Raw genomic sequence first — 22334 nt, 5'->3', positions numbered from 1 at the left:
GCTCAGCCGAACCACTCCGGTTCGTGTCCGGGGTTCCACTTCACATTGCAGCCCACCGAGGCGGTCTGGTCTGGGTTGACGGGAGATCCCGCCAGTACGGCATCGAGGGCGGCTCTCAGGTCTCGGCCGTCGAGGGGGTGATCGTTGCCGGGTCGGCTGCCGTCCAATTGGCCGCGGTAGCGCAGGCTCTGGAAGCCCTCGCCATCAGGTGAAAACAGGTAGAATTCCGGCGTACATGCTGCCCTGAGCGCTCGGGCCAGGCTTTGCTGCTCATCCAGCAGGTAAGGGAAGCTCCAGCCATGGCGCCTGGCCTGGTCCGCCAGTTGTTCTGGCCCATCCTGGGGGTGGGTGATCAGGCTGTTGCTGCTCACACCGATCAGTTGCACCGCATTGCTGAAGTCGTGGTTCAGCTGAGTGATTTCGGGCTCCACATGTTTCACAAAGGGGCAATGGGCACAAAGCACCATCAGCAGCACGGGCCGTTGGTCCAGAGACCTGCTGCTCAGCCGACCACCCATGACCTGGGGAATATCAAAATTAGGCAGGCCTGTTCCCAGCGCCAGCATCGTGGATGGTGTCAGGGCCATAAGGCGCAGGCAGATGCAGCGAATCTGCTTCAGGATGGCCACCTCCGGTTGTGATGGATGCCGCGCCTGCAACTGCTTTGGGGAGTCGCCCTGCTGCTGGGGGCCTGCGCTTCTCCAAAGGAACCGCCCAGCTGGCGATTGTTCTCTCTAAAGCGCCATTCCCCCCATGACGGGGTAGCTGTGGTCAATCAGCCCGATGGCTACGGGGTCCACATCTATCTGGAGACAGACACCAGTTTCCCGGGGGTGTGTCGTCCCCGATGGCTGCCGGATCCGGCCCGTCTGTTCAACGGCAATGGATCCACACCGTTCAGTTCCGGGTTGGCGACCCGTGAGGAGTTTTTTGATGCCGTGGCCCGGCGCGATGTGCGTGGCCTGTTGAAGAGCGAGCTGAAAGCTCTGTGCCAGGCCCGCGCTCCGGAAGACCGCTGGCAGTGGATCGAGCCGCCCCGGAACGACAAGCAGGTGGTTCCTGTGCAGCTGCCCTCACTCGAGGAGGAAGATCTGCTTACCAATCCCGTGGAGGAATTGAAGCGGGCCCGGCAGCTGCTGAGGGATCAACGGGCTGGTGAGTAGCCCTCCCACACCACCGCCTCGGCATCGCGCCAGTAGCGGCTGAACCGCCCCAGCCGTGGTGGCCGCGGCAGTTCTACGAACGGTTCGGGATCCAGCAGTTCCAGCGGCAGTTCTGCGTCGATTGCCTCGCCGATCCGCTCCAGGCGTGGATCCACAGAGCTGCTGCTCACCACACCATCGGCCTGATGGCGACGGGCAAAGGCCAGCACCTCATCGGCCACATCCCCCTTGCGCAGGGTGAGGGGAAGGTCGAGGGCGTTTTCGTAGAGGAAGCCGAGCCGTTTGCGGCTGATTCGTGCCTCTTGGATCCAACGGGTGTCGAACACGAACACCGCTGGTGACTCTGGCCAGGCCTGCAGCGCTGGGTTGTTGGCACCAAGGGCCTCCTCGTGAATCCAGAGGATCGGGCGTTGAAATGTCATCGAGGAATCTCCTGCTTATCGCTTGGGACGGGCCAGGGCGGCACTGGCGCCTCCGCTGCTCCGGCGTTGGCGGTTGCGCTGCTGGTTGCGGTTGTTGCCGGTCTCCCGTATGGCCGGCATCGGGGCGAACAGCTGGTTCTCCAGTTGGTCGTAGCTGCCTTCAAAGGGGCAGCTGTTCGCGCTGGGGCAGCTGTCGCAGTAGTGCCCGTCGCTGTAGCGCTGCAGGTTGCCGCGGTTGAAGAAGTAGGGCTTGTGGCTGAAGGTGCTGGCCACCCACTGCCAGCTCAGATGGTTGCTGGCCGGATCGCCATCCAGCAGGTGCTCCAGGAACCAGTCGGCTCCGGCTTTCCAGTGCACCCGTCTCCAGTGCACGAGCCAGGCGGCCATCCACATGCGGGCGTGGTTGTGCAGCCAGCCGGTCGTCACCAGTTGATCGTGGAAGCCATCCATGCAGGCCAGCCCTGTGCTCCCTGCGCGCACATCGGCCGGCAGTTCCCGGGCATAGGCCCCGGCGTCATGGCCTGTTTTGAACGGTTCCTGATCGTCATGAATGCCATCCCCCAGATCGAGCCACATCCGTTGCCAGAAGTCCCGCCAGCCGAGTTCGTTGATCAGCTTTCCGCCCTCATCACGGTTGCGGATCCGTGCAAACACTGAATCGCGCACCTCCGCGAGGCTCAGCACGCCGTGGCGGATGTAGGGCGACAGCCCGGTGACCGCGCCCTTGAGGTGATTGCGACTTTTGGCGTAGCGCCTTGCGTCAATGCGCTGCAGTTTGTCTTCGGCTGCTTCACGCCCACCGCGGATCGGGCTGAGCTCCCCTTCTGCCCCTGGGAACTCTTGCGCCAACAGGGTGTTGAGGGCATCGCGGGACGCGAATTGCCGCGGCAGGTCGCCGTTGATCGGGGGTGACGCAACGCTGGGCACCGGCCTTTGTCAGCAAAGGAGCGGTGATCTTGGCGGGGGATGGGGGAGAATCGCGCGAATTCAACCCGTTCCGGTCTGTCCCGATGCTGCTTGATCTCACCGGCAAGAAGATTCTCGTCACCGGCATCGCCAACAACCGTTCGATCGCCTGGGGCATCGCTCAGCAGCTGAAGGCGGCCGGTGCTGAACTCGGCATCACTTACCTGCCTGACGACAAGGGCCGCTTTGAGGCCAAGGTGCGCGAACTCACCGCTCCCCTGGAGCCCAGCCTGTTCCTGCCTCTCAATGTGCAGGATGCCGACCAGATGGCTGAGGTCTTCGGCGAGATCAAGGAGAAGTGGGGCGTTCTCGATGGTCTGGTGCACTGCCTGGCCTTTGCCGGCAAGGAAGAGCTGATCGGTGACTACAGCGCCACCACCGCTGAGGGTTTTGCCCGTTCCCTCGACATCAGCGCTTATTCCCTGGCGCCCCTCTGCGCCCATGCCAAGCCGCTGTTCAGCGAGAAGGCCGGCGTGATCACGCTCTCGTACCTCGGTGCTGAGCGGGCGATCCCCAACTACAACGTGATGGGCGTCGCCAAGGCTGCTCTGGAGGCGTCCGTTCGCTATCTGGCGGCAGAGCTGGGCCCCGAAAAGCAGGTGCGCGTCAACGCCATCAGCGCCGGCCCGATCCGCACCCTGGCCAGCTCCGCCATCGGCGGCATTCTCGACATGATCCACAACGTGGAGGAGAAGGCTCCCCTGCGCCGCACCGTCACGCAGATGGAAGTGGGTGGTACCGCTGCCTTCCTGCTCAGCGATCTGGCCAGCGGCATCTCCGGTCAGACCATCTACGTGGATGCGGGCTACTGCGTCACCGGAATGTGAGGCACGATGAGGGCACTGAAGCTCGGGTGATGGCACGTCTGGGAACGATCCGTCGGGTCACCGGTGAAACCGATGTGAAGGTGCGGCTGGATCTGGACGGCTCCGGCCAGTGCCAGGCCAGCACCGGTGTGCCGTTTCTTGACCACATGCTTCATCAGATCAGCAGCCACGGCCTGATCGATCTGGAGATCAATGCGGTGGGAGACACCCATATCGACGATCACCACACCAACGAGGACGTGGGGATTGCCGTGGGGCAGGCCCTGGCCCAGGCCCTGGGGGACCGGAGCGGCATCCATCGCTTCGGTCACTTCGTGGCACCGCTGGATGAGGCCCTGGTGCAGGTGGCCCTGGATTGTTCCGGTCGCCCCCACCTCAGCTACAGCCTTGCGATTCCCAGCCAGAAGATCGGCACGTACGACACCGAGCTGGTGAAGGAGTTCTTCGTGGCGGTGGTCAACAACAGCGGGCTGACCCTCCACATCCGTCAGCTGGATGGGGCTAACTCCCACCACATCGTTGAAGCCTGCTTCAAGGCCTTTGCCCGGGCCCTGCGCATGGCCACGGAGGTGGATCCACGCCGGGCCGGCGCCATCCCCAGCAGCAAAGGAGTGCTTGAGCAGGCCGGCGCCAGCTGAGGGCGGCTCCGCGCTTCACAGTCCGTTACGAGAAGATGGGCGAACGTTGATCGTTCGCCCGTGACCGTCGCCCCTGCCCGCAGCTACGACCGCAGCGACTGGGCCAGCTCCTTTGTGAACGTTGAGCAGGAACTCACTGACGTGGCGCTGACGCCGGTGCGTGGTGCAGTGCCGGCCGACCTTCAGGGCACGTTCTATCGCAATGGCCCCGGACGGCTTGAGCGGGATGGGCATCGCGTGCATCACCCCTTTGATGGCGACGGCATGATCGCGGCCATGCGGTTTGAGAACGGCAGCGTCTGCCTCAGCAACCGCTATGTGCGCACCGAGGGTTGGCTGGCGGAGGAGAAGGCCGGCAAGGTGCTCTACCGCGGCGTGTTCGGCAGCCAGAAGCCGGGTGGTCGGCTGGCCAACGCCTTTGACCTGCGCTTGAAGAACATCGCCAACACCAACGTGGTGCGCCTGGGGGATCAGTTGTTGGCCCTCTGGGAGGCGGCGGAACCCCATGCGCTCGATCCCCGCAGCCTGGAGACCCGTGGCCTGTCACGCCTCGATGGTGTGTTGAAAAAGGGCGAGGCCTTCAGTGCCCACCCCCGCTTCGATCCCGGCCACAACGGACGGCCCTGCATGGTCACCTTCGGGGTCAAGACCGGGCCCCGCAGCACCATCCGTCTGATGGAGTTCGCCACCGATGGCCCGGAGGCTGGCACCTTGCTGCACGACCGTTCTGACAGCTTCCCCGGTTTCGCCTTTCTCCACGACTTCGCCATCACCCCCAACTGGGCGGTATTCCTCCAGAACGCCATCGCCTTCAATCCCCTGCCGTTTGTGACCGGCGAAAAGGGTGCGGCCCAGTGCCTGGCATCTCAACCCGGCGGCAAGGGGCGTTTCTGGCTGATTCCCCGCGATTCCGGCCGCTTTGCTGGTCAGAAGCCCCGCATCCTCGAAGCTCCCGACGGTTTCGTCTTCCATCACCTCAATGCCTTTGAGGATGGCGATCATGTTGTGTTGGAGAGCATCGTCTACGACGATTTCCCGTCCATCGGACCTGATGAGGATTTCGCCGAGGTGAATTTCGACACGGTGCCGGAGGGGATCCTGCACCGTTGCCGCCTCGACCTCAGTCGGGAATCGGTGCAGACCGAGCGGATCAGCGAGCGCACCTGTGAGTTCGCCATGGTCAACCCCGAGCGTCAGGGCCTCAGCGCCCGCTTCGCCTGGATGGCGGTGGCGGAGCGGGAGAGGGGCAACGATCCGTTGCAGGCCATCCAGAAACTTGATCTGGATTCCGGGGAGACCCACACCTGGAGTGCGGCGCCCAGGGGCTTTGTGAGTGAGCCGTTGATGGTGCGTCGTCCCGGTGCTGAGGCGGAGGACGACGGCTGGGTGCTGGACCTGGTGTGGAACGGGGCGCGGGTTGCATCCGATCTGGTGATCCTCAACGCCCGTGATCTGTCTGAGGTGGCGGTGCTTGAGCTGCCGTTGGCCGTTCCCCATGGCCTGCACGGGAGCTGGGCACCCATCAGCTGATTAGCTGAGTCCTTCGCGCTTGGCTTCCCTCCAGGCCAGCCTTGGCGCGCTCCAGAGGGTGGCCAGCACCAAGGGAGTCACCGGCACCGCGGTGATCACGATGAAGGCCTGCAGGGCATCGATGGAGGTGCTGTCCCCCAGGCCCGAGCCGATGCGTAGCAGCACCAAGGTGAGGCTGCCGATCATCAAGGCCCAGAACAGGCGCAGCAGAGAAGGGGGCTCGTTGCGGCCGCTCACCACCATGGCTGCGGCGTAACTCATTGAGTCGGCGCTGGTGCACATGAACAGCACCACCAGCACCAGGCCGATCGGAATCAGCAGACCGGCCAGGGGGAGTTGGCTGAGGATGGTGAGTAGGGCAGCGGCGGCTCCGTTCTGGGCCAGGGCTTCGCTGATGCCGCCCCCCGCCAGTTCGAGATGCAATCCGGTGCCCCCCAGCAGGGTGAACCAAAGGTTGGTCACGATCGGGCAGAGGATGGCCACCGCCAGCACTAGTTCACGAATACTGCGGCCGCGGCTGACGCCGGCGGTGAACAGCCCCATCAAGGGCGCATAGCCGAGGAACCAGCCCCAGTAGAACACCGTCCAGCCGTTCACCCAGTTCGCCGGCACGGCATTGGGAGTGAGGGCCATCTGCGGCAGGTGGATCAGGTAGGTGATGAAGCCGCTGAAGAAGTGCTGCATCAGCCAGAGGCCCGGGCCCAATAGCAGCAGGCCCGCCGCCAGGGCCAGGGTGAGCCACACATTGAGCTCCGACAGCCATTTGATGCCTTTTTGGATGCCGCTGACGGTGGAGGTCGCGAAGACGGCGGTCAGCAGCACCACCACAAGGGATTGCAGGCCGGCACTGTCGCTGAGCCAGGGCAGTTGCCCTGCGGCATTGCTGAGCTGCAGCGAGAGGAAACCCAAGGGGCCAACCGTGCCGGCGATTGCGGCCACCACAGACAACCCATCCGCCAGGTGACCGAGCGGACCATCCACCCAGCTGCGCGGCACGATGTTCACCAGCAGTGTGCGGGGACGCAGGGGTTCCCCGCGTCGCTCCAGGATCGAGAAGGTGATCGTGGTGGTGGTGGCCACCAGGGCCCAGGCGAGGAAGCCCCAATGCAGAAAACTCACCGCCAGGGCGGGATCCACCGCTGCGGCTGTGCTGCCCTCGACCCCCGCAAACACCGGTGATGGGGTCTGGAAGTGATACAGCGGTTCGGCTGCCGACCAGAACACACCACCCCCCGCCAGCAGGGTGCAGATCAGCACTGCGCACCAGTCGAAGAATTTGAGACTGGGCTTGGCCTCCTCGCCTCCAAGCCGGAGTTTGCCGACTGGGCTGATGGCCAGGATCAGCGCGATCAGAAAAAGCAGCACCACCATCCACTGCCAGACACCGCCGAGGGCATCACTGATCACGGCTTTGCCGTTGTCGGTGAATTGCTTGGCCAGCGCCAGGTCGATGGCCGACACCAGCAGAAAGATCAGCAGGGGAATAGCGCCCACCCAGAGTGGGGGCTGGCGCCACCAGGAGCGCTGGTTCGCGGGGGTGTCAGACATCGGATGGGGGGTGAGGGGTCAGGCGCGAACGGCGGCGCGTTGGTGGCTCCAGCAGGAGAGATCCACCGCTGGTTGTTCTTCACTGGCGAGGCGTGCCAGGGAATCACCGATTAGGGGAGCGAACTTGAAGGCCTGGCCGGAGCCTCCTGCGAACAGGCTCAGCTTCGGGGTGAGCCGGTCCAGCACGAAGTTCACGTCGCTGGCCATGGAGTAAGGGCTGATCACGGTCTCCACCCGCTCCTGCACACCCTCCAGTTCGTTGAACAGGAAGGTGTCGAGCAGCTCCACCAGGCGAGCGGGTGGCTCGTTAACCATGGCGTTGGGTTCGGCGACGCGCAGCTCCCGCGGAGCCCAGTCGATGCCCGCCTTGATCCGGGGGCGGCCATCCGCCGTTTGGCTCAGAACAGGAAAGCCGTAGTAGAGGCCACCGTCATCGCCGCGTTCCTGCTGGAAGCAGAACCATTGGGGGTAGCGATCGGCAAGTGCCGGGTCGACGGTGTAGTGGGCCCAGAGCATGGGCCACACCTCCAGTTTGGGTGCGAGGCCTAGAGGTGCCAGCAACAGCTGGCTCCAGATCCCGCAGGCCACCACCAGCTGTCCGGCGGCGATGTGTTCGCCGCTCTCCAGGGTGACGCCACCGCCATCGGCATCGAGGCCCGCCACGGGGCAGTGCTCGATCAGCTGATGGCCGGCGTTGCGGGCGGTGTTGATCCAGTGGGCCAAGACCCTGTCGCTGCGCACGGCACCGGCGGTGGGCTCGAACAGTCCGGTGAAGCCCGGCTTCGGCTTCAACGGGAAGCGCGCTGTGATCTGGCCGGCATCGAGGGCTTCATAGGGGATGCCCTGATCGTCCATGACCCGTCGGGCCCCAGGGATCGACCCCTCGATCGTCTCTTCATCCCAGCTTTCGCCGTAAAAAAGCAGGCCGTGGGTCTCCCGCAGTTGCTGACCGGCGTGGTTTTCTTCCTCGCGCCAGAGGCGGTTGGCCTCCTGGGCGAGACGGCAGAGCACCGGGTCGGAATACATCTCCCGGAACATCCGGGTTTCGCCATAGCTGCTGGCTTTGGCGTGGGCCAGGGTCTGAGCTTCCAGCAGCACCACATCGCGCACGCCGCGACGGGCCAGGGATGCAGCGCAGCTGAGGCCGGCCATGCCGCCGCCAACGATTACGACGGCTGCCCGGCTGGGGAGGGACGCTGGTGTGCTCATTCGCTTTCTCCAAAGCTGAGGCCGATGGGCTCGGTGGAGGGTGTTGCAGCCACCTCCTCAAGGGCTGCACCCACAGACAGGCCCTGTTCGCGCTGATTCAGATACTCGCTGGCCCGTCGGCGCACCTCATCGCGAACGAAGGCATAGACGTCCTTGGCACCAGCGTCTCTCCAGGCGTCGGGGGAGAACCGCTCGATTGAGTCGGCGATCACAGCTCCTGCATTCACCAGGGGGTCCGGCAGCACCCGCACACCGCGGCGACGCAGGTCATCCGCCAATTGGGGTTGCTGGAAGGGGGCATTGGCGGCAGGCACCACGGCGGGGGTTTTCAGCGCCGTCGCCATTTCGGCGTTGATCAATCCGGAGATCGAGCAGGGCAGCAGCAGGTCGAGGTTCAGTTCCCACCAAGCGCAGCTCTCCGGCAGCGGCGTTGCGCCGGGAAAACTGGCTTTCTCGCGGTCCAGATCCACGGTGAACACGGTCCAACCGTGCTCGACGAGATGGCGGGCAACGGTGCCACCAACGGCACCGCAGCCGTGCACGAGGGCCCGGCCGGGGCGGGCGTCATTGAGGTCCTTGTCCAGCACGGCCTCCACAGCACCGAGGGTGCCGTGGGCGGTGGCGGCACTGGCGTCCACAGGGCTGCCGACCGCCGCCAGCACATGGGGGGTGAGCGCCGTCAGACGCTCCATATCTTCCAGGCTGGTGTTGAGATCGCAGCCGGTGATCATCGCGCCGTCAAGCGACTCCAGCAGCTCGGCGGTGACGCTGATCAGCTCATCCTTGACGGCATCGGGTTCAGCGGCCCGGGCAACGATCTTGCCGCCGGCGAAACCGGTGCCGTAAAGATCGTGCTTGTGGGTCATCAACCCCGCCAGCCGCTGGCCGTCTGCGATGCAGGCCTCATCGCTGGGGTAATTGAGCACCCGCAGGCCTCCGTTGGCGGGGCGCTTGGCATCGGTGTCTTCCGCCACCACGAACACTGAGAGGTGGTCGGAGACGTGTTCCGCCAGCACCGACACGGTCGGCGCTGTTTTCTTGCCGCTGCTCATCAGGCCACCTTCTCCATCATCTGGTGGTGCTCGACGTAGTCGAGGCTCCACTCGCTGGGGGCTTCGGCGATGCGCTGCTGCAGCCGCTCGAACACCGTGTCTGCTGCGGTGTCGCCGGCAGCACTGGCGAAGCTGTGGCGGCTCCAGCTGCGGATCGTCGCCATCAATCCGGCGGCGAAAGTCGCCGTGTCGCCGTTCTCGTTCCAGCGGCGTCGGTAAGGGCACTTCACGTAAACGGTGCGCTCGTCCACCAGCCGCAGGCCGTTGCGGTGGGCGGCGCTGCTCTCGTCCTTCAGCGGAGCCATGAACTCCTCGGGGGACTTGTAGAAGTTGAGAACTGTGCCTTGTTGGTACTGCTCCTGGCTGATCAGGCCTTCCTCGGCCATGCCCCGCCAGATCTGGTGCAGCTGGTCGTGCACGTTGCGGGTTTCGCCGCCGTTGTGGCCGAGATAGAGCCCTGCTTCATCACGGGAGAGATTCACCGTCAGCAGGCGGCCGCCCAGCTTCAGTTCGCGGCTGCGCAGCTCGAGGATGTGGTTCCAGTCCTTCATCGCCTGGGCGGTGAAGCGCTGAAGTGCGTCGGCATCACCGGACGCCAGCACATGGGTGTGGCTGTTCAGGGGGCCGGGGGAGGCGCTCAGCCAGTGCATGGCCGTGGCGGAAAAACCGAAGCTCACCGAGTTCGGCGCCACGGAGGGCTCGTAGAAGCTGCGGGCACTCACCAGCACCGTTGGTTTCGGATCCCGGGGGATCTGCAGGGCCAGGTTGTTGGCCAGAGCGATGTTGTCGTTGCTCGGCAGGTCGTTGCCGATCAACGTCAGGTGGGCCATCGGCTGGTTGGCATGCAGGCGATCCAGCACCTGGTTCCAGAGCCCAACGGCGGTTCCACCGTCGGCAGCTCCGTAATCGATCAGGACATGGCTGTCAGCAACAGCCAGTTGATTCACACAAGTCAGGGCCCAGTCCGAGGCGGCTTCGATGCACAGAAGAGCGCCCTCGGTCTGCGCGCTGTAACCCGTGGTCATGGCGATGGCCATGGACCTCGTCAGCGGCAGGCCTCACCGTACAGACCATGCCCCGAGAGCCTTTGTATCCGTGGTTCTTCTTCAGCTTGCTTCGAGCAACTGGCGGAGCCTGGGTTCCAGGAGACTGAAGGCCTTGCCGCGGTGGCCGTGCTGCTTCTTCTCGGCCAAGGGCATCTCGGCGAAGGTGCGGCCGGTTCCAGCAACTTCGAAGATCGGGTCGTAGCCGAAACCCTGATCTCCCCGGGGTGCGCCCGTGATCAAGCCGTCGCAGCGGCCTTCCACCTCCAGCAGGATCGTGCCGTCTGGGGCGGCGACACAGAGCGCGGCGCAGAAATAGGCCTGGCGTTGGTCTGAGCCGTTCAGGGCCTTCAGCAGCCGGGCAATGCGTTCCGGGTCGGTGGGGGCGTAGCGGGCGGAATGAACACCCGGAGCGCCATCAAGCGCATCAACGCTGAGGCCTGAATCGTCGGCCAGGGCCCATTCCCCTGTGGCGGCGGCAACCGCTTGAGCCTTGAGCCGGGCATTAGCGGCAAAGGTGGTGCCCGTCTCCTCCACCTCCAAGCCTTCTGGCTGGGGTTGCACGCTGACGGGCAGGGCCTGCAGCAGACCCTGGAATTCACGAATCTTGCCGGCGTTGCCGCTGGCGATCACAAGGGTCTTCATGCGGCCTCCGCAAACTGTCGGGCCCAGGCGAGCACCTCGTTCACCCGTTCGGCATCCGGCCCTTCGCAGTAGAGCCGCAGCAGCGGTTCCGTGCCGGAGAAGCGCAGCATCAGCCAGTGGTTCGGCCCCATCCTCAGTTTGATCCCGTCGGTGCTGATCACCTCCAGCACGTCTGCGCCGGCGACGGTCGAGGGCGTGCTCTGGTCCAGCAGCGTCTCGAGCCGTCGGCGTGCCTCCATGTCGGCCAGGCGCAGGTCGAGTCTGTCGTAGTGACTGCTGCCTCCATGTTGTTGCTGGAGTGCATCCAGACGCGCACCCAGGGGTTGCTTTCCTTCCACCAGGGCTTCCAGCACCAGCATCGCCGCGAACAGGGCGTCCCGCTCGGGCAGGTGCATGCCGAAACCCACGCCACCGGATTCCTCGCCGCCGATCAGCACATCCCCGGCCAGCATCTCTGCGGCGATGTACTTGAAGCCCACCGCGAGCTCCAGAACCTTGCGTCCCTGGGCCTCCGCCACCAGCCGCATGAGATCCGAGCCGCTCACGGTTTTGACCACGGCGCCCGGCAGCTGGCGGGCTCGGGCCAGGTGATCGATCAACAGGGGCATCAGCAGCTGGGTGCTGCAGAACCGGCCGGTTTCATCCACGGCAGCGATGCGGTCACCATCGCCGTCGAACACCAATCCCACCGCAGGAGTTCCGGCGGTCGTTGAGGCTTTCACGGCCGCGATCAACCCCCCGAGGTAGGGCGCAAGGGGTTCCGGTGGATGACCGCCAAACAAGGGATCACGGACGCTGTGGATCTCTTCCACAACGCCAGCGGCTTCAGGGCCGAGCAGCTCCGTCACACAGCCGGCGGCTGATCCATGCATCGGATCGACGATCACTTTGAGGTTGATGGCCTTGAGGCCATCAACCAGGGCACTGAGATCCAACTTGCGGCGCAGCCCTTCCAGATGTTCGCCGCGCCCATCAAACCGGGGGACTTCCGCCTTGATCGGTGCCGTGATGCCGCCGGCCGCCAGACGTCGTTCGACTGCGGCCGTGAAGTCTCCCTCGACCGATCCACCAAAGGGTCCTTTGATCTTCAGCCCCAGCCATTCCGGTGGGTTGTGGCTGGCGGTGATCACCAACGCTCCCAGGGCTTTGCGCTTCACCACGGCCCAGCTGCAGGCCGGCGTGGGCACAGCGGTGTCGGTGAGCAGGGGTTCCAGTTCACAACCCCGCACAGCGGCCGCGATGGCTTCCGCCAGTTCTGGAGCCAGAAAGCGCCGGTCGTAACCGATCACTACCGTTCGGCTGTTGAGACCTTCGGGGGCGCGATGGGCGAGCTCCTGAGCCGCGGCAGCGGCAACGGGCAACAACCGCTCAACCGTGATGTCGACGCCGGTGATCCCGCGCCAGCCATCGGTGCCGAACTTGATCGGAGCTGGACTCAGAGGGAGGGGAGCCGATGCCATGGCATAGCCTGCACTTCAGTGGATCTAGCAGCTGGCAGCCGTAGGGTCGGCGGATGGGTGACACCCCGGCTGCCGACAACGCTCTCACCGACCGGTTGCTGCGCAGTTGGCTGCGTTGCCGTCGCAAGGCCTGGCTCGATCGCCACGGGAATCCTGCCGAGCGGCGTTGGACGGCCCATCGCAATCTGCTGCTGGACGACCAGCAGCGCTGTTTTGTGGCCTTGCTGCCCCGCAAGCCTGACCATGGCATCGCTGCCTGTGCTGCTGGAGCCGAGGCCGTGGTGGGTCTGCGCCTGAAGGGGCTTGGCCCATCCGGTGAGCCGTTGGAGGCACATCCTCCACTGCTGCGGCGGGTCAAGGGGAAGAGCCGCTGGGGTGACTTCGCCTATCAACCGGTGCTGGCCCGTCAGGGCCGCCGCACCACCCGGGAACATCAGCTGCCGCTGGCGCTGATGGCTCTGTTGCTTGAGCAGCATCAGCAGGGGGACGTTCCGTCGATGCTGGTGCTCGGCGGTGGTGGCCGGCGCCTGGAACAGGAGCGGCTGCATCTCTCCAGTGGTCTGCGCCGACAGCTGTCGGAGGGGCTGCGCAAACTGCGCTCTGACCTCGAGCGTCCGGTTCCTCCTCCGCTGGCCGCTGACCGGCGCAAGTGCTCACTTTGCAGCTGGCGTGTCGCCTGCAATGCCGTGGCGGCGGAGGAAGGGCATCTGAGCGAGGTCAGCGGCATCGGCGCCAAGCGGCGCGAGATGTTGCTGGAGCTTGGGATTCGCGGCTTGTCCGATCTGGCCGCGGCTGATCCGGAGCAGCTCGCCGAGCAGCTGCAGCGTTTTGGGGATCAGCATGGTGAGGTGGCCGCATCCCTTGTGGCTCAGGCCCGGGCGCAGCGGGATGGACGGGTGGAGCGTTTGGATGCCTCAGCGGCACTGCCGGAACTTCAGGACTGTCCTGGTGTGCTGCTCTACGACATCGAATCCGATCCCGACGCCCGTCACGACTTCCTTCACGGTTTTCTGGTGTTGCCCAGAACCAAAAGCGGATACTGGGATCTGGCATCCGTGGCATATCACCCGATCCTGGCCCTGGCGGAGCATGGTGAAGCCCGTTGCTGGCTCCGTTTGCAACGGTTGCTGAATCGCTATCGGGGTTGGCCGATCCTCCACTACGGGGAGACAGAAAGCCTGGCCTTAAGGCGTATGGCTGAGCGCCAGGGTGCTGCAGAGGCCGAGGTGCTGCAGCTTCGTCAGCGGTTGGTGGATGTGCATGCCCGGGTCAGACATCACTGGCGCTTGCCTCTGGCCAGTTATGGCCTCAAGGCCGTGGCTGTTTGGCAGGGGTTCCAATGGAGTCAGGCCGGTGTGGATGGGGCCAGGGCCCTGCTCTGGTGGCGGCAGTGGCAGGGGGAGGGGCCCGATCGACGCGGCACCAGGCACGGGCTGCGCTGGATCTTCGATTACAACCGCGACGACTGCCTGGCCACCTGGGCCGTAGCCGACTGGTTGCTTGAACAGGATCAGGCGTCGGGATCCTGAAACGCCTCAGGTTGACGGATCTGGAGCTGTTCTCCGTTGGGACCTTCCAGCGTTGGACTGGCCAGGCACTGGCGGCGCACCAGGGCCAGCCCAAGCCAAGTACCATCGCGTTCTAGTGCACTTGTGATCACCCCGGCTCGCTCGCCATCCAGCGTGAGCTTTGCGGCGGCCGCCAGCGGACTGGGGCAGCTCCAACAGCGCAGCTGTTGCTTCACCCCTGCCTGGCCGATGAGTTTGGCCATGGTCTCCTGGCCGAGGTAGCAGCCTTTCTCTGTGCTGACCTGCGCGATAAGCCCAAGCTCCAGGGGGTTGGTCTCGCCATTGAGTTCACCGGGTCCCGGGGGGAATCCGGTTTGCAGCCGCCATTGCTCCAGAGCCGTCGCGGTGGCTGCTTCCCCTGATGCCCAGGGCTCCGGCAGGGCCGCATCCGGATAGCACCACACGGCTGCAGCCATGGGCTCCAGCCACTGCAGTCGGCGCAACTGGCCCAGGGGTTGGAGGCGAACCCGATCGGCTGGAAAGATAACCTGATCAAATCCAGCGTGAACGGCAGAGGCCTCTCCCGCCAGAACGATCACATCGGCCCCCTCTGCATCGAAACGAAGTTCCAGCACGGCCCGCAAGCGTCCCGTTGCGGTCAGCCAGCAGGTCTGAAGCAGATCCCCGGATTGGAGTGCGTTGAGGTCAGCACTGGTCTGCCCCTGAAGAAACTGGCGTGCTCCGCTGCCGTTCAAGCGCAGCCAGGGAACCTGGGTGTCCCAAAACAATTTGCTCATGCCGGCGTGAAGGCGGCGATTTCAGACAGCTTGAAAAGGCTGATCAGTTCAAGATTTTCAGCCGTCATCGCAGCGTCACCCCCTTCTTCCCGGTCGACGATGGTGACGACCCGCTCCACCTTGTAGCCGGCGTCGCGCAGCTGCCGAACCGCCTTCAGGGATGAGCCTCCTGTGGTGACAACGTCTTCCAGCACGGTGATGCGTGCCCCGGGGGCAGGGAGCGGACCCTCCAGCCAAGCACCGGTGCCGTGGCCTTTGGCTTCCTTGCGCACGATCAGCGCATCAAGCTCCCGACCTCGATCGGCGGCGGCCATGGCAACACCGCTCACCAGTGGGTCTGCTCCGAGGGTGAGACCAGCCACGGCCAGCGCATCGGCCTCCACGTGGGTGAGCATCGCCCGGCTGATCAGCGCTAGGCCGGAACCGCTCAGGCTCACGGGTTTGCAGTTCACGTAGTGCTCGCTCTTGCGGCCTGAAGCCAGGGTGAAGTCTCCGCATCGGTAGGCCAGGGTGGCCAGACGGTTCAGCAGTTGCTCCCGCTCAGTCGGGGCACTCGACGATTCAGACATGGGGCTGGCCGCGCTTCGCAGATGTCCTTAGTTTGCGCTTAGAGCTGATTCATCCGGTGCTGCTGCGGTCGTTCTTTGGTTCGAGCCTGCTTCTGCTCGCCGGCCCATCGGTGTTGGCGGGCCCGTTGGTCTGCACCACCAGTGTTGAGGCGCCTATGCCCGGCAGTGGTGGTGCTCCCGTTGAAGTCACGGTGTGCTACCCCACGGAGACCACCAGTGAGCTGGTCAACCGTCGCTTCTACACCTGGACCTCGCCCATGGCCCGGGGCGTGGACCCCCTGCATCAATTGACCGATGTTCTGGGTATCGCAGTTGGCGGCATCGAGGGGAATCGGGTCATGGGATTCGGCTTCCCCGACCAGACGCTGATCTGGGATGGGTCTGCACTTCAGAACACGACGGGAGCCCTGCTGGAGGAGCAGAGTCCACCGCTGCCGATGCGAACCATGGATATCTCAAGCGGTTTCAACGGCAGCCTGGCGGCCACCGAGACCATCGAAGCTGTGCCGGATGCGCCCTCAGACGATCACCCCCGGCGTGACTCCCCTGTGGTAACACTCTCCCCATGGGGGTCTAGCAATCTGGTGAATGCAGCGAACTCATAATTCGCCTAAGGCGAGTTCGATCCTCGCGACCCCCATTCCCTCCTGTTGATGCGGCTTCTTCTGCTGGCTGTTCTGCTGGTTCTGCCGGCCTTCTTCGCGGCTGCAGAGGTGGCCCTGCTGCGGCTACGCCCCAGTCGCGTTGAAGTGCTCGTTGAGGAAGAGCAGGCCGGGGCCCGTTCCATCCAGCGTCTTCAGCGACGCCTGCGGCGCGCTCTGCTGGTGTCTCAACTGGGTGCAACCCTTGCTCTGGTGGCCCTTGGCTGGGCTGGCCGTGGTCTGGGGGGGCGGCTCTGGTCGGATGGGTCTGTGGGTGTCGCTTGGCGCGACACAGCCTTGTTCCTCAGCATCGTGTTGCTGGCGACGCTGGTGGCTGGTTTGCTGCCCAAGGCCTGGGTGTTGAACCGTCCGGAATCCTCGGCGCTTCGCCTGGTGCCGCTGCTGGAGGTGGTGATGCGCTGCCTGGCCCCACTGCTCAATCTGCTTGAGGCGCTGGCGGGCCTGTTGATGCGCCTGCTTGGCCTGGCTCCCCAATGGGATGTGCTGGTGCCAGCCCTTTCCGCTGGTGAGCTGGAAACCCTTGTGGAGTCTGGACGGGTCACGGGCTTGTTCCCGGATGAGAAGAACATCCTGGAAGGTGTCTTCGCCCTGCGGGACACCCAGGTGCGGGAGGTGATGGTGCCGCGCTCTGGGATGGTCACTCTGCCGGCCACGGTCCGTTTTGCGGAAATGATGGAGGCCGTGCATCACACCCGTCATGCACGCTTTCCGGTGATCGGCCAGTCATTGGATGACGTGCGTGGCGTGCTGGATCTGCGTCAGATGGCCGAACCGATCGCACGGGGTGAGCTCCAGGCCGATTCGTTGCTCGAGCCGTATCTCCAGCCTGCGGTGCCCGTGCTGGAGACCTGCACGCTGGCGGAACTGCTGCCGATGATCCGCAGCGGTCAGCCGCTCCTCCTGGTGGTGGATGAGCACGGCGGCACCGAGGGTCTGGTGACCGCAGCTGACCTCACCGGAGAAATCGTTGGTGATGAGGATCCCGCCGAGACCGATGAACCGGATCTGCTCGAAGAGAAGGACTGCCCCGGTGCATGGCTGGTGGCCGGAGATCTGGAGATTTTCGAGCTCAATCGACAGCTCGATCTCGATCTGCCCGAGGCCGATGACCATCACACCCTGGCGGGCTTCCTGCTGGAGCGGCTCCAGCACATTCCGTCCGCGGGGGAAGGGCTTCATTTCAACGGCCTGCAGTTCGAGATCACAGCCATGGCAGGGCCGCGGATCGATCGTGTCAGGCTTGTTCTCCCCAGCTCAGAGGAAGATTCCGACTGAAGGCCGATAGTCTTCCCCCAATCGACCGCCTGCGCTGATGTCTCCCGACCCCATGGTCCCAGTCAAGGTCGGGGTGATCGGCATCGGCAACATGGGCTGGCACCACGCGCGGGTGCTCAGCCTTCTGCGGGATGCCGATCTGGTGGGCGTCGCGGATCCGGATGCTGAGCGCGGCAAACTCGCCACTGAGCAATTCGGCTGCCGCTGGTTCGCCGACTACAACGCCATGCTCTCGGAGGTGGAGGCCGTATGCATCGCGGTCCCCACGCTGCTGCACCATCCCGTCGGTCTGGCCTGCCTGCGTGCGGGTGTGCACGTTCTGATTGAAAAACCGATTGCGGCCAGTCAGGACGAAGCCACCGCACTGATCGAGGCCGCTTCAGCGGCGGGGTGTCTGCTGCAGGTGGGCCACATCGAGCGGTTCAACCCTGCCTTCCGTGAGCTCACCAAGGTGGTGGCCAACGAGGAGGTGGTGGTTCTTGAAGCGCGTCGCCACAGCCCCCACTCCGATCGGGCCAATGATGTCTCTGTGGTGCTGGATCTGATGATCCATGACATCGACCTCGTGCTGGAGCTGGCGAAGGCACCGGTGGTGCGGCTTGCCGCTGCCGGCGGTCGCAGTGCCGAAGGCCCGATCGATTACGTCAACGCCACGTTGGGTTTCGAGAACGGTGTTGTGGCCAGCCTGACGGCGAGCAAGATGAGCCACCGCAAAATCCGCAGCCTCAGTGCCCATTGCCGTTCGAGCCTGGTGGAGACGGACTTCCTCAACCACACCCTGCATGTTCATCGCCGGGCCCATGAGTGGTATTCCGCTGATCACGGCGAGCTGCTGTATCGGAATGACGGCTTCATCGAGGAGGTGAGCACCACCTCGATCGAACCGCTCTATGCCGAGCTCGAGCACTTTCTGCAGTGCGTTCGCGGCCGGGAGACCCCTGCGGTGGATGGTCTTCAGGCCTCGCGGGCTCTCAAGCTGGCAGACCTGATCGAGCAGGCCGTTGAACACCCGGATACGGGGGCGCCCCTGTGCGCACCGATCTGAGGGCTTTCACCGGGATCACACCAGCCCCTGCTGTTCGGCCAGTTCCCGCAACGCCGTGACCTGCCAGCGTCGGCAGTCACCGGGTGAGGACCGATAAAACTGCCCCCAGGCCTGGGCCTTGTGTTGCGGGTAGTTCTCTGGACGAAGAGAGGGATGGCTCTGCTGCCAGCCCACCCTGACGGCATGACCGATCACCACGTCGAGGGCCAGGTCATCCTCGAAGCGCACCTCTGGATTGGCTTCGACAAAGGCCATCAGCGAAAGTAGGCATTCGCTGCAGAGTTGTCGGTATTCCGGTGCCTTGATCCGACTGAGCAAATGGTCGACCTGGGCGGCAAAATTGCGCTCCCCTGGCGTCTTCTCGAGGACGAGGCTGCTGTTAAGGCGATTGCGCCGCTCCAGCTTGTCGCCAATCACCAGGCCGCGGCAGTGCTGCAGCAGCGACCAGATCCCGGCATAGAAATCGCGGGGAACCTTCTGGAAGGAACCCAGGCGGATGCGGTGTTGAAGCCAATCCCCACCCCCCGGTGTTTCCTCCAACGGGTCAGGCACTGACCACTGCACCCGGCCGCTCATGTGCAGCTGTTCGCCGCGTTGCAGGGCTGCTCTGGCATGGTCCACATCGTCGAGCACGGCGCGCAAGCGCTTGCGAATCGCATGGGGTGCTTCGCTGCAGAGGGCTTCAAAGGCTTCGTCCTGACTGAGCGTTTTCTCCACGGCCAGCTCTGATGTCAGCAGCAGCATCAGCTGCCCCAGCTGCAGGGTGAGGCTCCCCTTCAGCAGCGCTGGCTCCCGCCGCGCCACGCTGTCGAGGGCGAGCAGGAGTTCCTGTTCGAGCATGCGTTCACGGCCGTCGATTCCGCTGGTGTTTTCAATCCGCTCGGCGATGGCGGCACTGTCCATCGGCTGACGCAGTCGGGAGTCGCCGGTGTAGTTGCGCCCCACCACCACCTGTTTCTGACGAACGAGAAGATCGGTGAGGGCATCTTCGAGTTGGGGATGCACCATTCCCATGGCGCCAGCACAGCGACGCACCACATTCCAGTCTTCACAACGCAAGCCCCGTTGATAGACCTCCTCAAGCAGGGTGCGCAGGGCCACCGGATGGCCCTCGGGGCTGCGTTGAATCCCCTGGGGGCCAAGACGCCGTTGCAGCAACTCGAGCACTTCCGCCTGTTCATGCAGCAGCGCACTGTTCCAGAGGCGCTGGCTCAATTGTTCGATCGGTGTGTCATCTAGCTCCTGCTCCTCTGCGGCGGTCAGATCCCTCAGATCGGTGGCGTCGCGCAGAAGCGGCTTGGCTGGCTCGGAGCATGGAACCGGTTTCTGTTGGAGCGGCGGAAGCTGCACCTCCTGCGCCTGATCCACCAGTTCACTGAGGCAGCCCAAGCGGACGGGGATGCTTTCAATGACGCCGCTGCCGAGTCGCCGGGCCAGTTTGAGGATGACGTCGCGGTGCTGCAGGAGGGCTGCGTCGCGGATGGGGATCACCAGAAGGGGACGTCCCATGCCGCGCCAGTGCCGTTGCAGCAGATGCAGCTCGTCCACAACGGTTTCAACCAGCTCCTCCGGGTCATCGGCCAGATAGCTGCTGACGTCTTCCAGTACGGACGGGGTGAACACACTGATGGCGCCGTCCTGGCGGTAGACCCGAGCCGTGTCCTCGGTTTCCACCCGGTGCCCGGGGCGCCCGGTGAGCTCAAGTCGCGGATTGGTGCCGGCGGCTTTCAACCGTTGCTTCAGCTCGTCGGACGACTGCACGGAAATCAGTGAGGTTGGGTCGATCGGCACCTCTGCAGCCAGCAGTGCCTGGCGCACGTCATCCGTCTCCGCAGCCATCGCCACAAGAACACTGTCGGCGCCGAGCGACTGCGGCTCCCTGCGTCCACAGGGGTCAATGTCCTCGGGACGGATCAGATCGTCCAGCAGCATTTCCCCAAGCCACACCAGGCTCTGGGTCCAGATCAGCGGCAGGTTGGTGTTGGCCACCCGCTCTTGGCTGCCTGGATTGAGCCGTTCCTGATCGACAGCACTGGCCGGGACCTGATACAGCTCGGGGTAGAGACGTTCCCCGTCCTGTTCAACGGCCAGGGTCTTGAGCTGGCTGTGCAGGCGCCGGGCCTCCTCCCAGCGTCTTTCGCAGCATGCGGTCACCAGTTCGAAGGCCAGAAACAACGGCCACTCCGACTCGATTCCTTCAAAGGCGGCGAGCTCCTCTGGTTCGTAGTGCAGGCGGTTGACGTCTTCCACCGCCGTCTGGTGACCATCCCGTAGGAAGCGTTTGTAGCCATAAGCCCCGCCGAGTTCCCGTCGAATCCGCCGGCCGGTGCGCTCCACCAGGGCGGCATCTTCCACGGCCCAGGCGGGATATCCAATCACTGAGAGGCAGGCACTGTCTGCTTCCTTGCTGGCGGATTCCCGCGGCAGGAGCCCTTGCAGGGCGCGACGGAGGCGCACGATGGCCCCTTGGGGAATCAGCAGGATGCAGCTGCCGTCGCCATGGGGGCCGTAGAGGTCAAGCCCATCCAGGGCCTCCAGGGCGGCTTTGGCCATGCCGATGGAGCTGGCATTGCGCTCCGGTAAACCATGGTTGCCTTTGTCGCCCCGTTCCCAGATCCCGTAGTCGGGGGTGCGGTAAGCCCTGGCGATGTAGTGCACCAGGTTTTGAAGGAAATCCACTTCGTCACGGCTTTGCACCACCGCGCAGCCCCCCTTGGTCAACTGCGCCAGCTGCAGCAGAAACAGGGAGGTGGCATCGAGTTGGAGATGCCCCCAGGCGTCGTCAGCCACCACCGGCTCGCCGGTGCAGCTGTCGTATTTCGCGTGAAGAGCGTCGAGGGGGTTGAGGCTCTGCTTGAAGCGCTCCACCTTCTGGGCCTGCCGCATCATCGAGCGCATCAGACCGCGCATGAGGGCCACCACCCGCTGCTCCAGCTCCCAGGCGCGCAGGCTGTTCTGCCCCTGCTCACGGCGGTGGGCCAGGGCCAGTCCCCAGACGCACTGCACCGAATAGACGCAGTCCCGCACCCAGGCATCGCCGTAGTTGCCATGAATGGTGTGAGCGGTGCTGGCGGGGAGCAGGCCACTGATCGGGTCCTGCCGATCGAGAACCACCCGTTGGATGGATTGATCCAGACGCTGAAGGGTGGCGGAGTGGTTCTGCGGAAGGGTTTCCGTCGTCGTCACAACCATGCCCTCATGCATCACCACCCCTAAATTCTCCAACGCAGCCCCACGGCCATGGACTCTGTCAGCACTGCTCCCGACGACCGTCGCCGTTGCCAGGTGCTCGGCGTGCCGGTGGATGCCTGCCGTGATGTCTGTGCTGCTGCACTCGGTCTGCATTCACGGGGCGGCGGACGCATCGTCACCCTCAACGCTGAGATGACGATGTCGGCTCGGGCCGATGCCGCTTTGGGGCAGGCGATCGGAACCGCTGATCTGGTGATCCCGGATGGAGCGGGAGTGGTCTGGGCCCTGGGCCGTCAGCAGATCCGGGTTGTCAAAACTGCCGGCATTGAACTGGCGTGGACCTTGCTGGAGTACGCCGCAGCCCACCAATGGCGTGTGGCATTGGTGGGGGCGACACCTGAGGTGATGGCAACACTGCGTGCGGAGTTGCCGCAACGCATCCGTGGCCTCAACCTGGCGCTCGCGGTGGACGGCTATCAAGCCCCCGAGGCCTGGCCGGGCGTTGAGGCTCAGCTCAAGGCGTTGAAGCCGGATCTCGTGCTGGTGGCCCTGGGGGTGCCGCGCCAGGAAACCTGGTCGCAACGCGTGGCGGCCGGGCAGCCAGGACTTTGGATGGGTGTCGGCGGCAGTTTTGACGTCTGGGCCGGCACCAAAAAACGTGCCCCCGGTTGGATGTGCCGGATGCAGCTTGAGTGGCTGTATCGGCTCATTCAGGAGCCATCACGCTGGCGACGCATGCTGTCGCTGCCAGCGTTTGCTTTGAAGGTGATCCGGTTGGGCTGA

At 64.5% G+C, this 22334-nt stretch carries 20 protein-coding genes and 1 tRNA gene; 9 read left to right on the top strand and 12 right to left on the bottom strand.

Going from position 1 to position 22334, the window contains the following annotated elements; genetic code table 11:
* Window positions 1–2: 2 nt before the first annotated feature.
* Window positions 3–587, bottom strand: a complete 585-nt coding sequence (locus DXY03_RS05840; protein ID WP_115009961.1) for a thioredoxin family protein — start codon at window positions 585–587, stop codon at window positions 3–5.
* Window positions 588–644: 57 nt separating this feature from the next.
* On the opposite strand from DXY03_RS05840, the gene DXY03_RS05835 reads away from it, so the two are divergent.
* Window positions 645–1163: a hypothetical protein gene (locus DXY03_RS05835; protein ID WP_115009587.1), complete on the top strand. Its 519-nt coding sequence runs from the start codon at window positions 645–647 to the stop codon at window positions 1161–1163.
* On the opposite strand, the gene DXY03_RS05830 is transcribed toward DXY03_RS05835, so the two are convergent.
* Both DXY03_RS05830 and DXY03_RS05825 read right to left on the bottom strand, forming a co-directional pair.
* A complete protein-coding gene (locus tag DXY03_RS05830; protein ID WP_115009586.1) occupies window positions 1145–1585 on the bottom strand; it encodes a hypothetical protein in 441 nt (146 codons plus the stop codon). The genes DXY03_RS05835 and DXY03_RS05830 overlap by 19 nt on opposite strands.
* A gap of 15 nt (window positions 1586–1600) precedes the next feature.
* Window positions 1601–2512: an FAD-binding domain-containing protein gene (locus tag DXY03_RS05825; protein ID WP_115009585.1), complete on the bottom strand. Its 912-nt coding sequence runs from the start codon at window positions 2510–2512 to the stop codon at window positions 1601–1603.
* Between the two features lie 83 nt (window positions 2513–2595).
* Between DXY03_RS05825 and fabI the strand changes: the two genes are divergently transcribed.
* From fabI to DXY03_RS05810, 3 genes are read left to right on the top strand one after another with little or no spacing between them, the layout of a single operon-like run.
* Window positions 2596–3378 carry an enoyl-ACP reductase FabI gene (gene fabI / locus DXY03_RS05820; protein ID WP_025362030.1) on the top strand — a complete coding sequence of 261 codons (783 nt, stop codon included), beginning with the start codon at window positions 2596–2598 and terminating at the stop codon, window positions 3376–3378.
* A 29-nt stretch (window positions 3379–3407) separates the two neighbouring features.
* Complete coding sequence (gene hisB, locus DXY03_RS05815; RefSeq protein ID WP_115009960.1) at window positions 3408–4016, top strand: imidazoleglycerol-phosphate dehydratase HisB; 609 nt, start codon at window positions 3408–3410, stop codon at window positions 4014–4016.
* Between the two features lie 60 nt (window positions 4017–4076).
* Entirely contained in the window at window positions 4077–5546 is a 1470-nt protein-coding gene (locus DXY03_RS05810) for a carotenoid oxygenase family protein (protein WP_115009584.1), read from the top strand.
* Here DXY03_RS05810 and DXY03_RS05805 read toward each other — a convergent pair whose 3' ends face one another.
* From DXY03_RS05805 to DXY03_RS05780, 6 genes are all read right to left on the bottom strand, one after another.
* Complete coding sequence (locus DXY03_RS05805; RefSeq protein WP_115009583.1) at window positions 5547–7094, bottom strand: BCCT family transporter; 1548 nt, start codon at window positions 7092–7094, stop codon at window positions 5547–5549.
* An 18-nt stretch (window positions 7095–7112) separates the two neighbouring features.
* A complete protein-coding gene (locus tag DXY03_RS05800; protein ID WP_115009582.1) occupies window positions 7113–8303 on the bottom strand; it encodes an FAD-dependent oxidoreductase in 1191 nt (396 codons plus the stop codon).
* Window positions 8300–9355 carry a Glu/Leu/Phe/Val dehydrogenase dimerization domain-containing protein gene (locus DXY03_RS05795; protein ID WP_115009581.1) on the bottom strand — a complete coding sequence of 352 codons (1056 nt, stop codon included), beginning with the start codon at window positions 9353–9355 and terminating at the stop codon, window positions 8300–8302. Before DXY03_RS05795 ends, DXY03_RS05800 begins: the two co-directional genes overlap by 4 nt.
* The gene (locus DXY03_RS05790) at window positions 9355–10392 is read right to left on the bottom strand and encodes an SAM-dependent methyltransferase (protein WP_115009580.1); all 1038 of its coding nucleotides are present in this window, start codon (window positions 10390–10392) and stop codon (window positions 9355–9357) included. Before DXY03_RS05790 ends, DXY03_RS05795 begins: the two co-directional genes overlap by 1 nt.
* Before the next feature lie 69 nt (window positions 10393–10461).
* Window positions 10462–11043 carry an RdgB/HAM1 family non-canonical purine NTP pyrophosphatase gene (rdgB, locus tag DXY03_RS05785; protein WP_115009579.1) on the bottom strand — a complete coding sequence of 194 codons (582 nt, stop codon included), beginning with the start codon at window positions 11041–11043 and terminating at the stop codon, window positions 10462–10464.
* Complete coding sequence (locus tag DXY03_RS05780; RefSeq protein ID WP_115009578.1) at window positions 11040–12503, bottom strand: phosphoglucomutase/phosphomannomutase family protein; 1464 nt, start codon at window positions 12501–12503, stop codon at window positions 11040–11042. The genes rdgB and DXY03_RS05780 overlap by 4 nt, the downstream gene beginning before the upstream one ends.
* Window positions 12504–12556: 53 nt before the next feature.
* Here DXY03_RS05780 and DXY03_RS05775 point away from each other — a divergent pair, with 53 nt between their 5' ends.
* Entirely contained in the window at window positions 12557–14032 is a 1476-nt protein-coding gene (locus tag DXY03_RS05775) for a TM0106 family RecB-like putative nuclease (RefSeq protein ID WP_115009577.1), read from the top strand.
* On the opposite strand, the gene DXY03_RS05770 is transcribed toward DXY03_RS05775, so the two are convergent.
* Both DXY03_RS05770 and pyrE read right to left on the bottom strand, forming a co-directional pair.
* On the bottom strand, window positions 14014–14808 hold the full coding sequence (locus DXY03_RS05770) for a glycine cleavage T-protein (protein ID WP_115009576.1): 795 nt from the start codon (window positions 14806–14808) through the stop codon (window positions 14014–14016). The two genes, DXY03_RS05775 and DXY03_RS05770, sit on opposite strands and share 19 nt — an antisense overlap.
* Entirely contained in the window at window positions 14805–15377 is a 573-nt protein-coding gene (gene pyrE / locus DXY03_RS05765; protein WP_115009575.1) for an orotate phosphoribosyltransferase, read from the bottom strand. The genes DXY03_RS05770 and pyrE overlap by 4 nt, the downstream gene beginning before the upstream one ends.
* A 567-nt stretch (window positions 15378–15944) precedes the next feature.
* Here pyrE and DXY03_RS12245 point away from each other — a divergent pair.
* The 3 genes from DXY03_RS12245 (at window position 15945) to DXY03_RS05750 (ending at window position 18359) form a co-directional block, all read left to right on the top strand.
* Window positions 15945–16017 (top strand) — tRNA-Ile (locus DXY03_RS12245).
* Between the two features lie 13 nt (window positions 16018–16030).
* Entirely contained in the window at window positions 16031–17314 is a 1284-nt protein-coding gene (locus tag DXY03_RS05755) for a hemolysin family protein (RefSeq protein WP_115009574.1), read from the top strand.
* Between the two features lie 37 nt (window positions 17315–17351).
* Window positions 17352–18359: a Gfo/Idh/MocA family protein gene (locus DXY03_RS05750; RefSeq protein WP_115009573.1), complete on the top strand. Its 1008-nt coding sequence runs from the start codon at window positions 17352–17354 to the stop codon at window positions 18357–18359.
* Window positions 18360–18374: 15 nt separating this feature from the next.
* Here the strand turns inward: DXY03_RS05750 and DXY03_RS05745 are convergent, their stop codons facing one another.
* Window positions 18375–21551: a glycoside hydrolase family 15 protein gene (locus DXY03_RS05745; RefSeq protein ID WP_170952009.1), complete on the bottom strand. Its 3177-nt coding sequence runs from the start codon at window positions 21549–21551 to the stop codon at window positions 18375–18377.
* 48 nt (window positions 21552–21599) lie between these two features.
* On the opposite strand from DXY03_RS05745, the gene DXY03_RS05740 reads away from it, so the two are divergent.
* On the top strand, window positions 21600–22334 hold the full coding sequence (locus tag DXY03_RS05740) for a WecB/TagA/CpsF family glycosyltransferase (RefSeq protein WP_115009572.1): 735 nt from the start codon (window positions 21600–21602) through the stop codon (window positions 22332–22334).

It is taken from the genome of Synechococcus sp. N5 (assembly GCF_900473925.1).
Classification (GTDB): Bacteria; Cyanobacteriota; Cyanobacteriia; order PCC-6307; family Cyanobiaceae; genus Parasynechococcus.
Note: the sequence above shows the minus strand (reverse complement) of the source record. Positions and strands in the feature narration are given on the sequence as shown.

Bases quoted from the DNA above. Each gene is read 5' to 3' on its own strand.
- DXY03_RS05840 (WP_115009961.1), bottom strand. From the start codon at position 587: ATGGCCCTGACACCATCCACGATGCTGGCGCTGGGAACAGGCCTGCCT.
- DXY03_RS05835 (WP_115009587.1), top strand. From the start codon at position 645: ATGCCGCGCCTGCAACTGCTTTGGGGAGTCGCCCTGCTGCTGGGGGCC.
- DXY03_RS05830 (WP_115009586.1), bottom strand. From the start codon at position 1,585: ATGACATTTCAACGCCCGATCCTCTGGATTCACGAGGAGGCCCTTGGT.
- fabI (WP_025362030.1), top strand. From the start codon at position 2,596: ATGCTGCTTGATCTCACCGGCAAGAAGATTCTCGTCACCGGCATCGCC.
- hisB (WP_115009960.1), top strand. From the start codon at position 3,408: ATGGCACGTCTGGGAACGATCCGTCGGGTCACCGGTGAAACCGATGTG.
- DXY03_RS05805 (WP_115009583.1), bottom strand. From the start codon at position 7,094: ATGTCTGACACCCCCGCGAACCAGCGCTCCTGGTGGCGCCAGCCCCCA.
- DXY03_RS05800 (WP_115009582.1), bottom strand. From the start codon at position 8,303: ATGAGCACACCAGCGTCCCTCCCCAGCCGGGCAGCCGTCGTAATCGTT.
- DXY03_RS05795 (WP_115009581.1), bottom strand. From the start codon at position 9,355: ATGAGCAGCGGCAAGAAAACAGCGCCGACCGTGTCGGTGCTGGCGGAA.
- DXY03_RS05790 (WP_115009580.1), bottom strand. From the start codon at position 10,392: ATGGCCATCGCCATGACCACGGGTTACAGCGCGCAGACCGAGGGCGCT.
- rdgB (WP_115009579.1), bottom strand. From the start codon at position 11,043: ATGAAGACCCTTGTGATCGCCAGCGGCAACGCCGGCAAGATTCGTGAA.
- DXY03_RS05780 (WP_115009578.1), bottom strand. From the start codon at position 12,503: ATGGCATCGGCTCCCCTCCCTCTGAGTCCAGCTCCGATCAAGTTCGGC.
- DXY03_RS05775 (WP_115009577.1), top strand. From the start codon at position 12,557: ATGGGTGACACCCCGGCTGCCGACAACGCTCTCACCGACCGGTTGCTG.
- DXY03_RS05770 (WP_115009576.1), bottom strand. From the start codon at position 14,808: ATGAGCAAATTGTTTTGGGACACCCAGGTTCCCTGGCTGCGCTTGAAC.
- pyrE (WP_115009575.1), bottom strand. From the start codon at position 15,377: ATGTCTGAATCGTCGAGTGCCCCGACTGAGCGGGAGCAACTGCTGAAC.
- DXY03_RS05755 (WP_115009574.1), top strand. From the start codon at position 16,031: ATGCGGCTTCTTCTGCTGGCTGTTCTGCTGGTTCTGCCGGCCTTCTTC.
- DXY03_RS05750 (WP_115009573.1), top strand. From the start codon at position 17,352: ATGTCTCCCGACCCCATGGTCCCAGTCAAGGTCGGGGTGATCGGCATC.
- DXY03_RS05745 (WP_170952009.1), bottom strand. From the start codon at position 21,551: ATGGTTGTGACGACGACGGAAACCCTTCCGCAGAACCACTCCGCCACC.
- DXY03_RS05740 (WP_115009572.1), top strand. From the start codon at position 21,600: ATGGACTCTGTCAGCACTGCTCCCGACGACCGTCGCCGTTGCCAGGTG.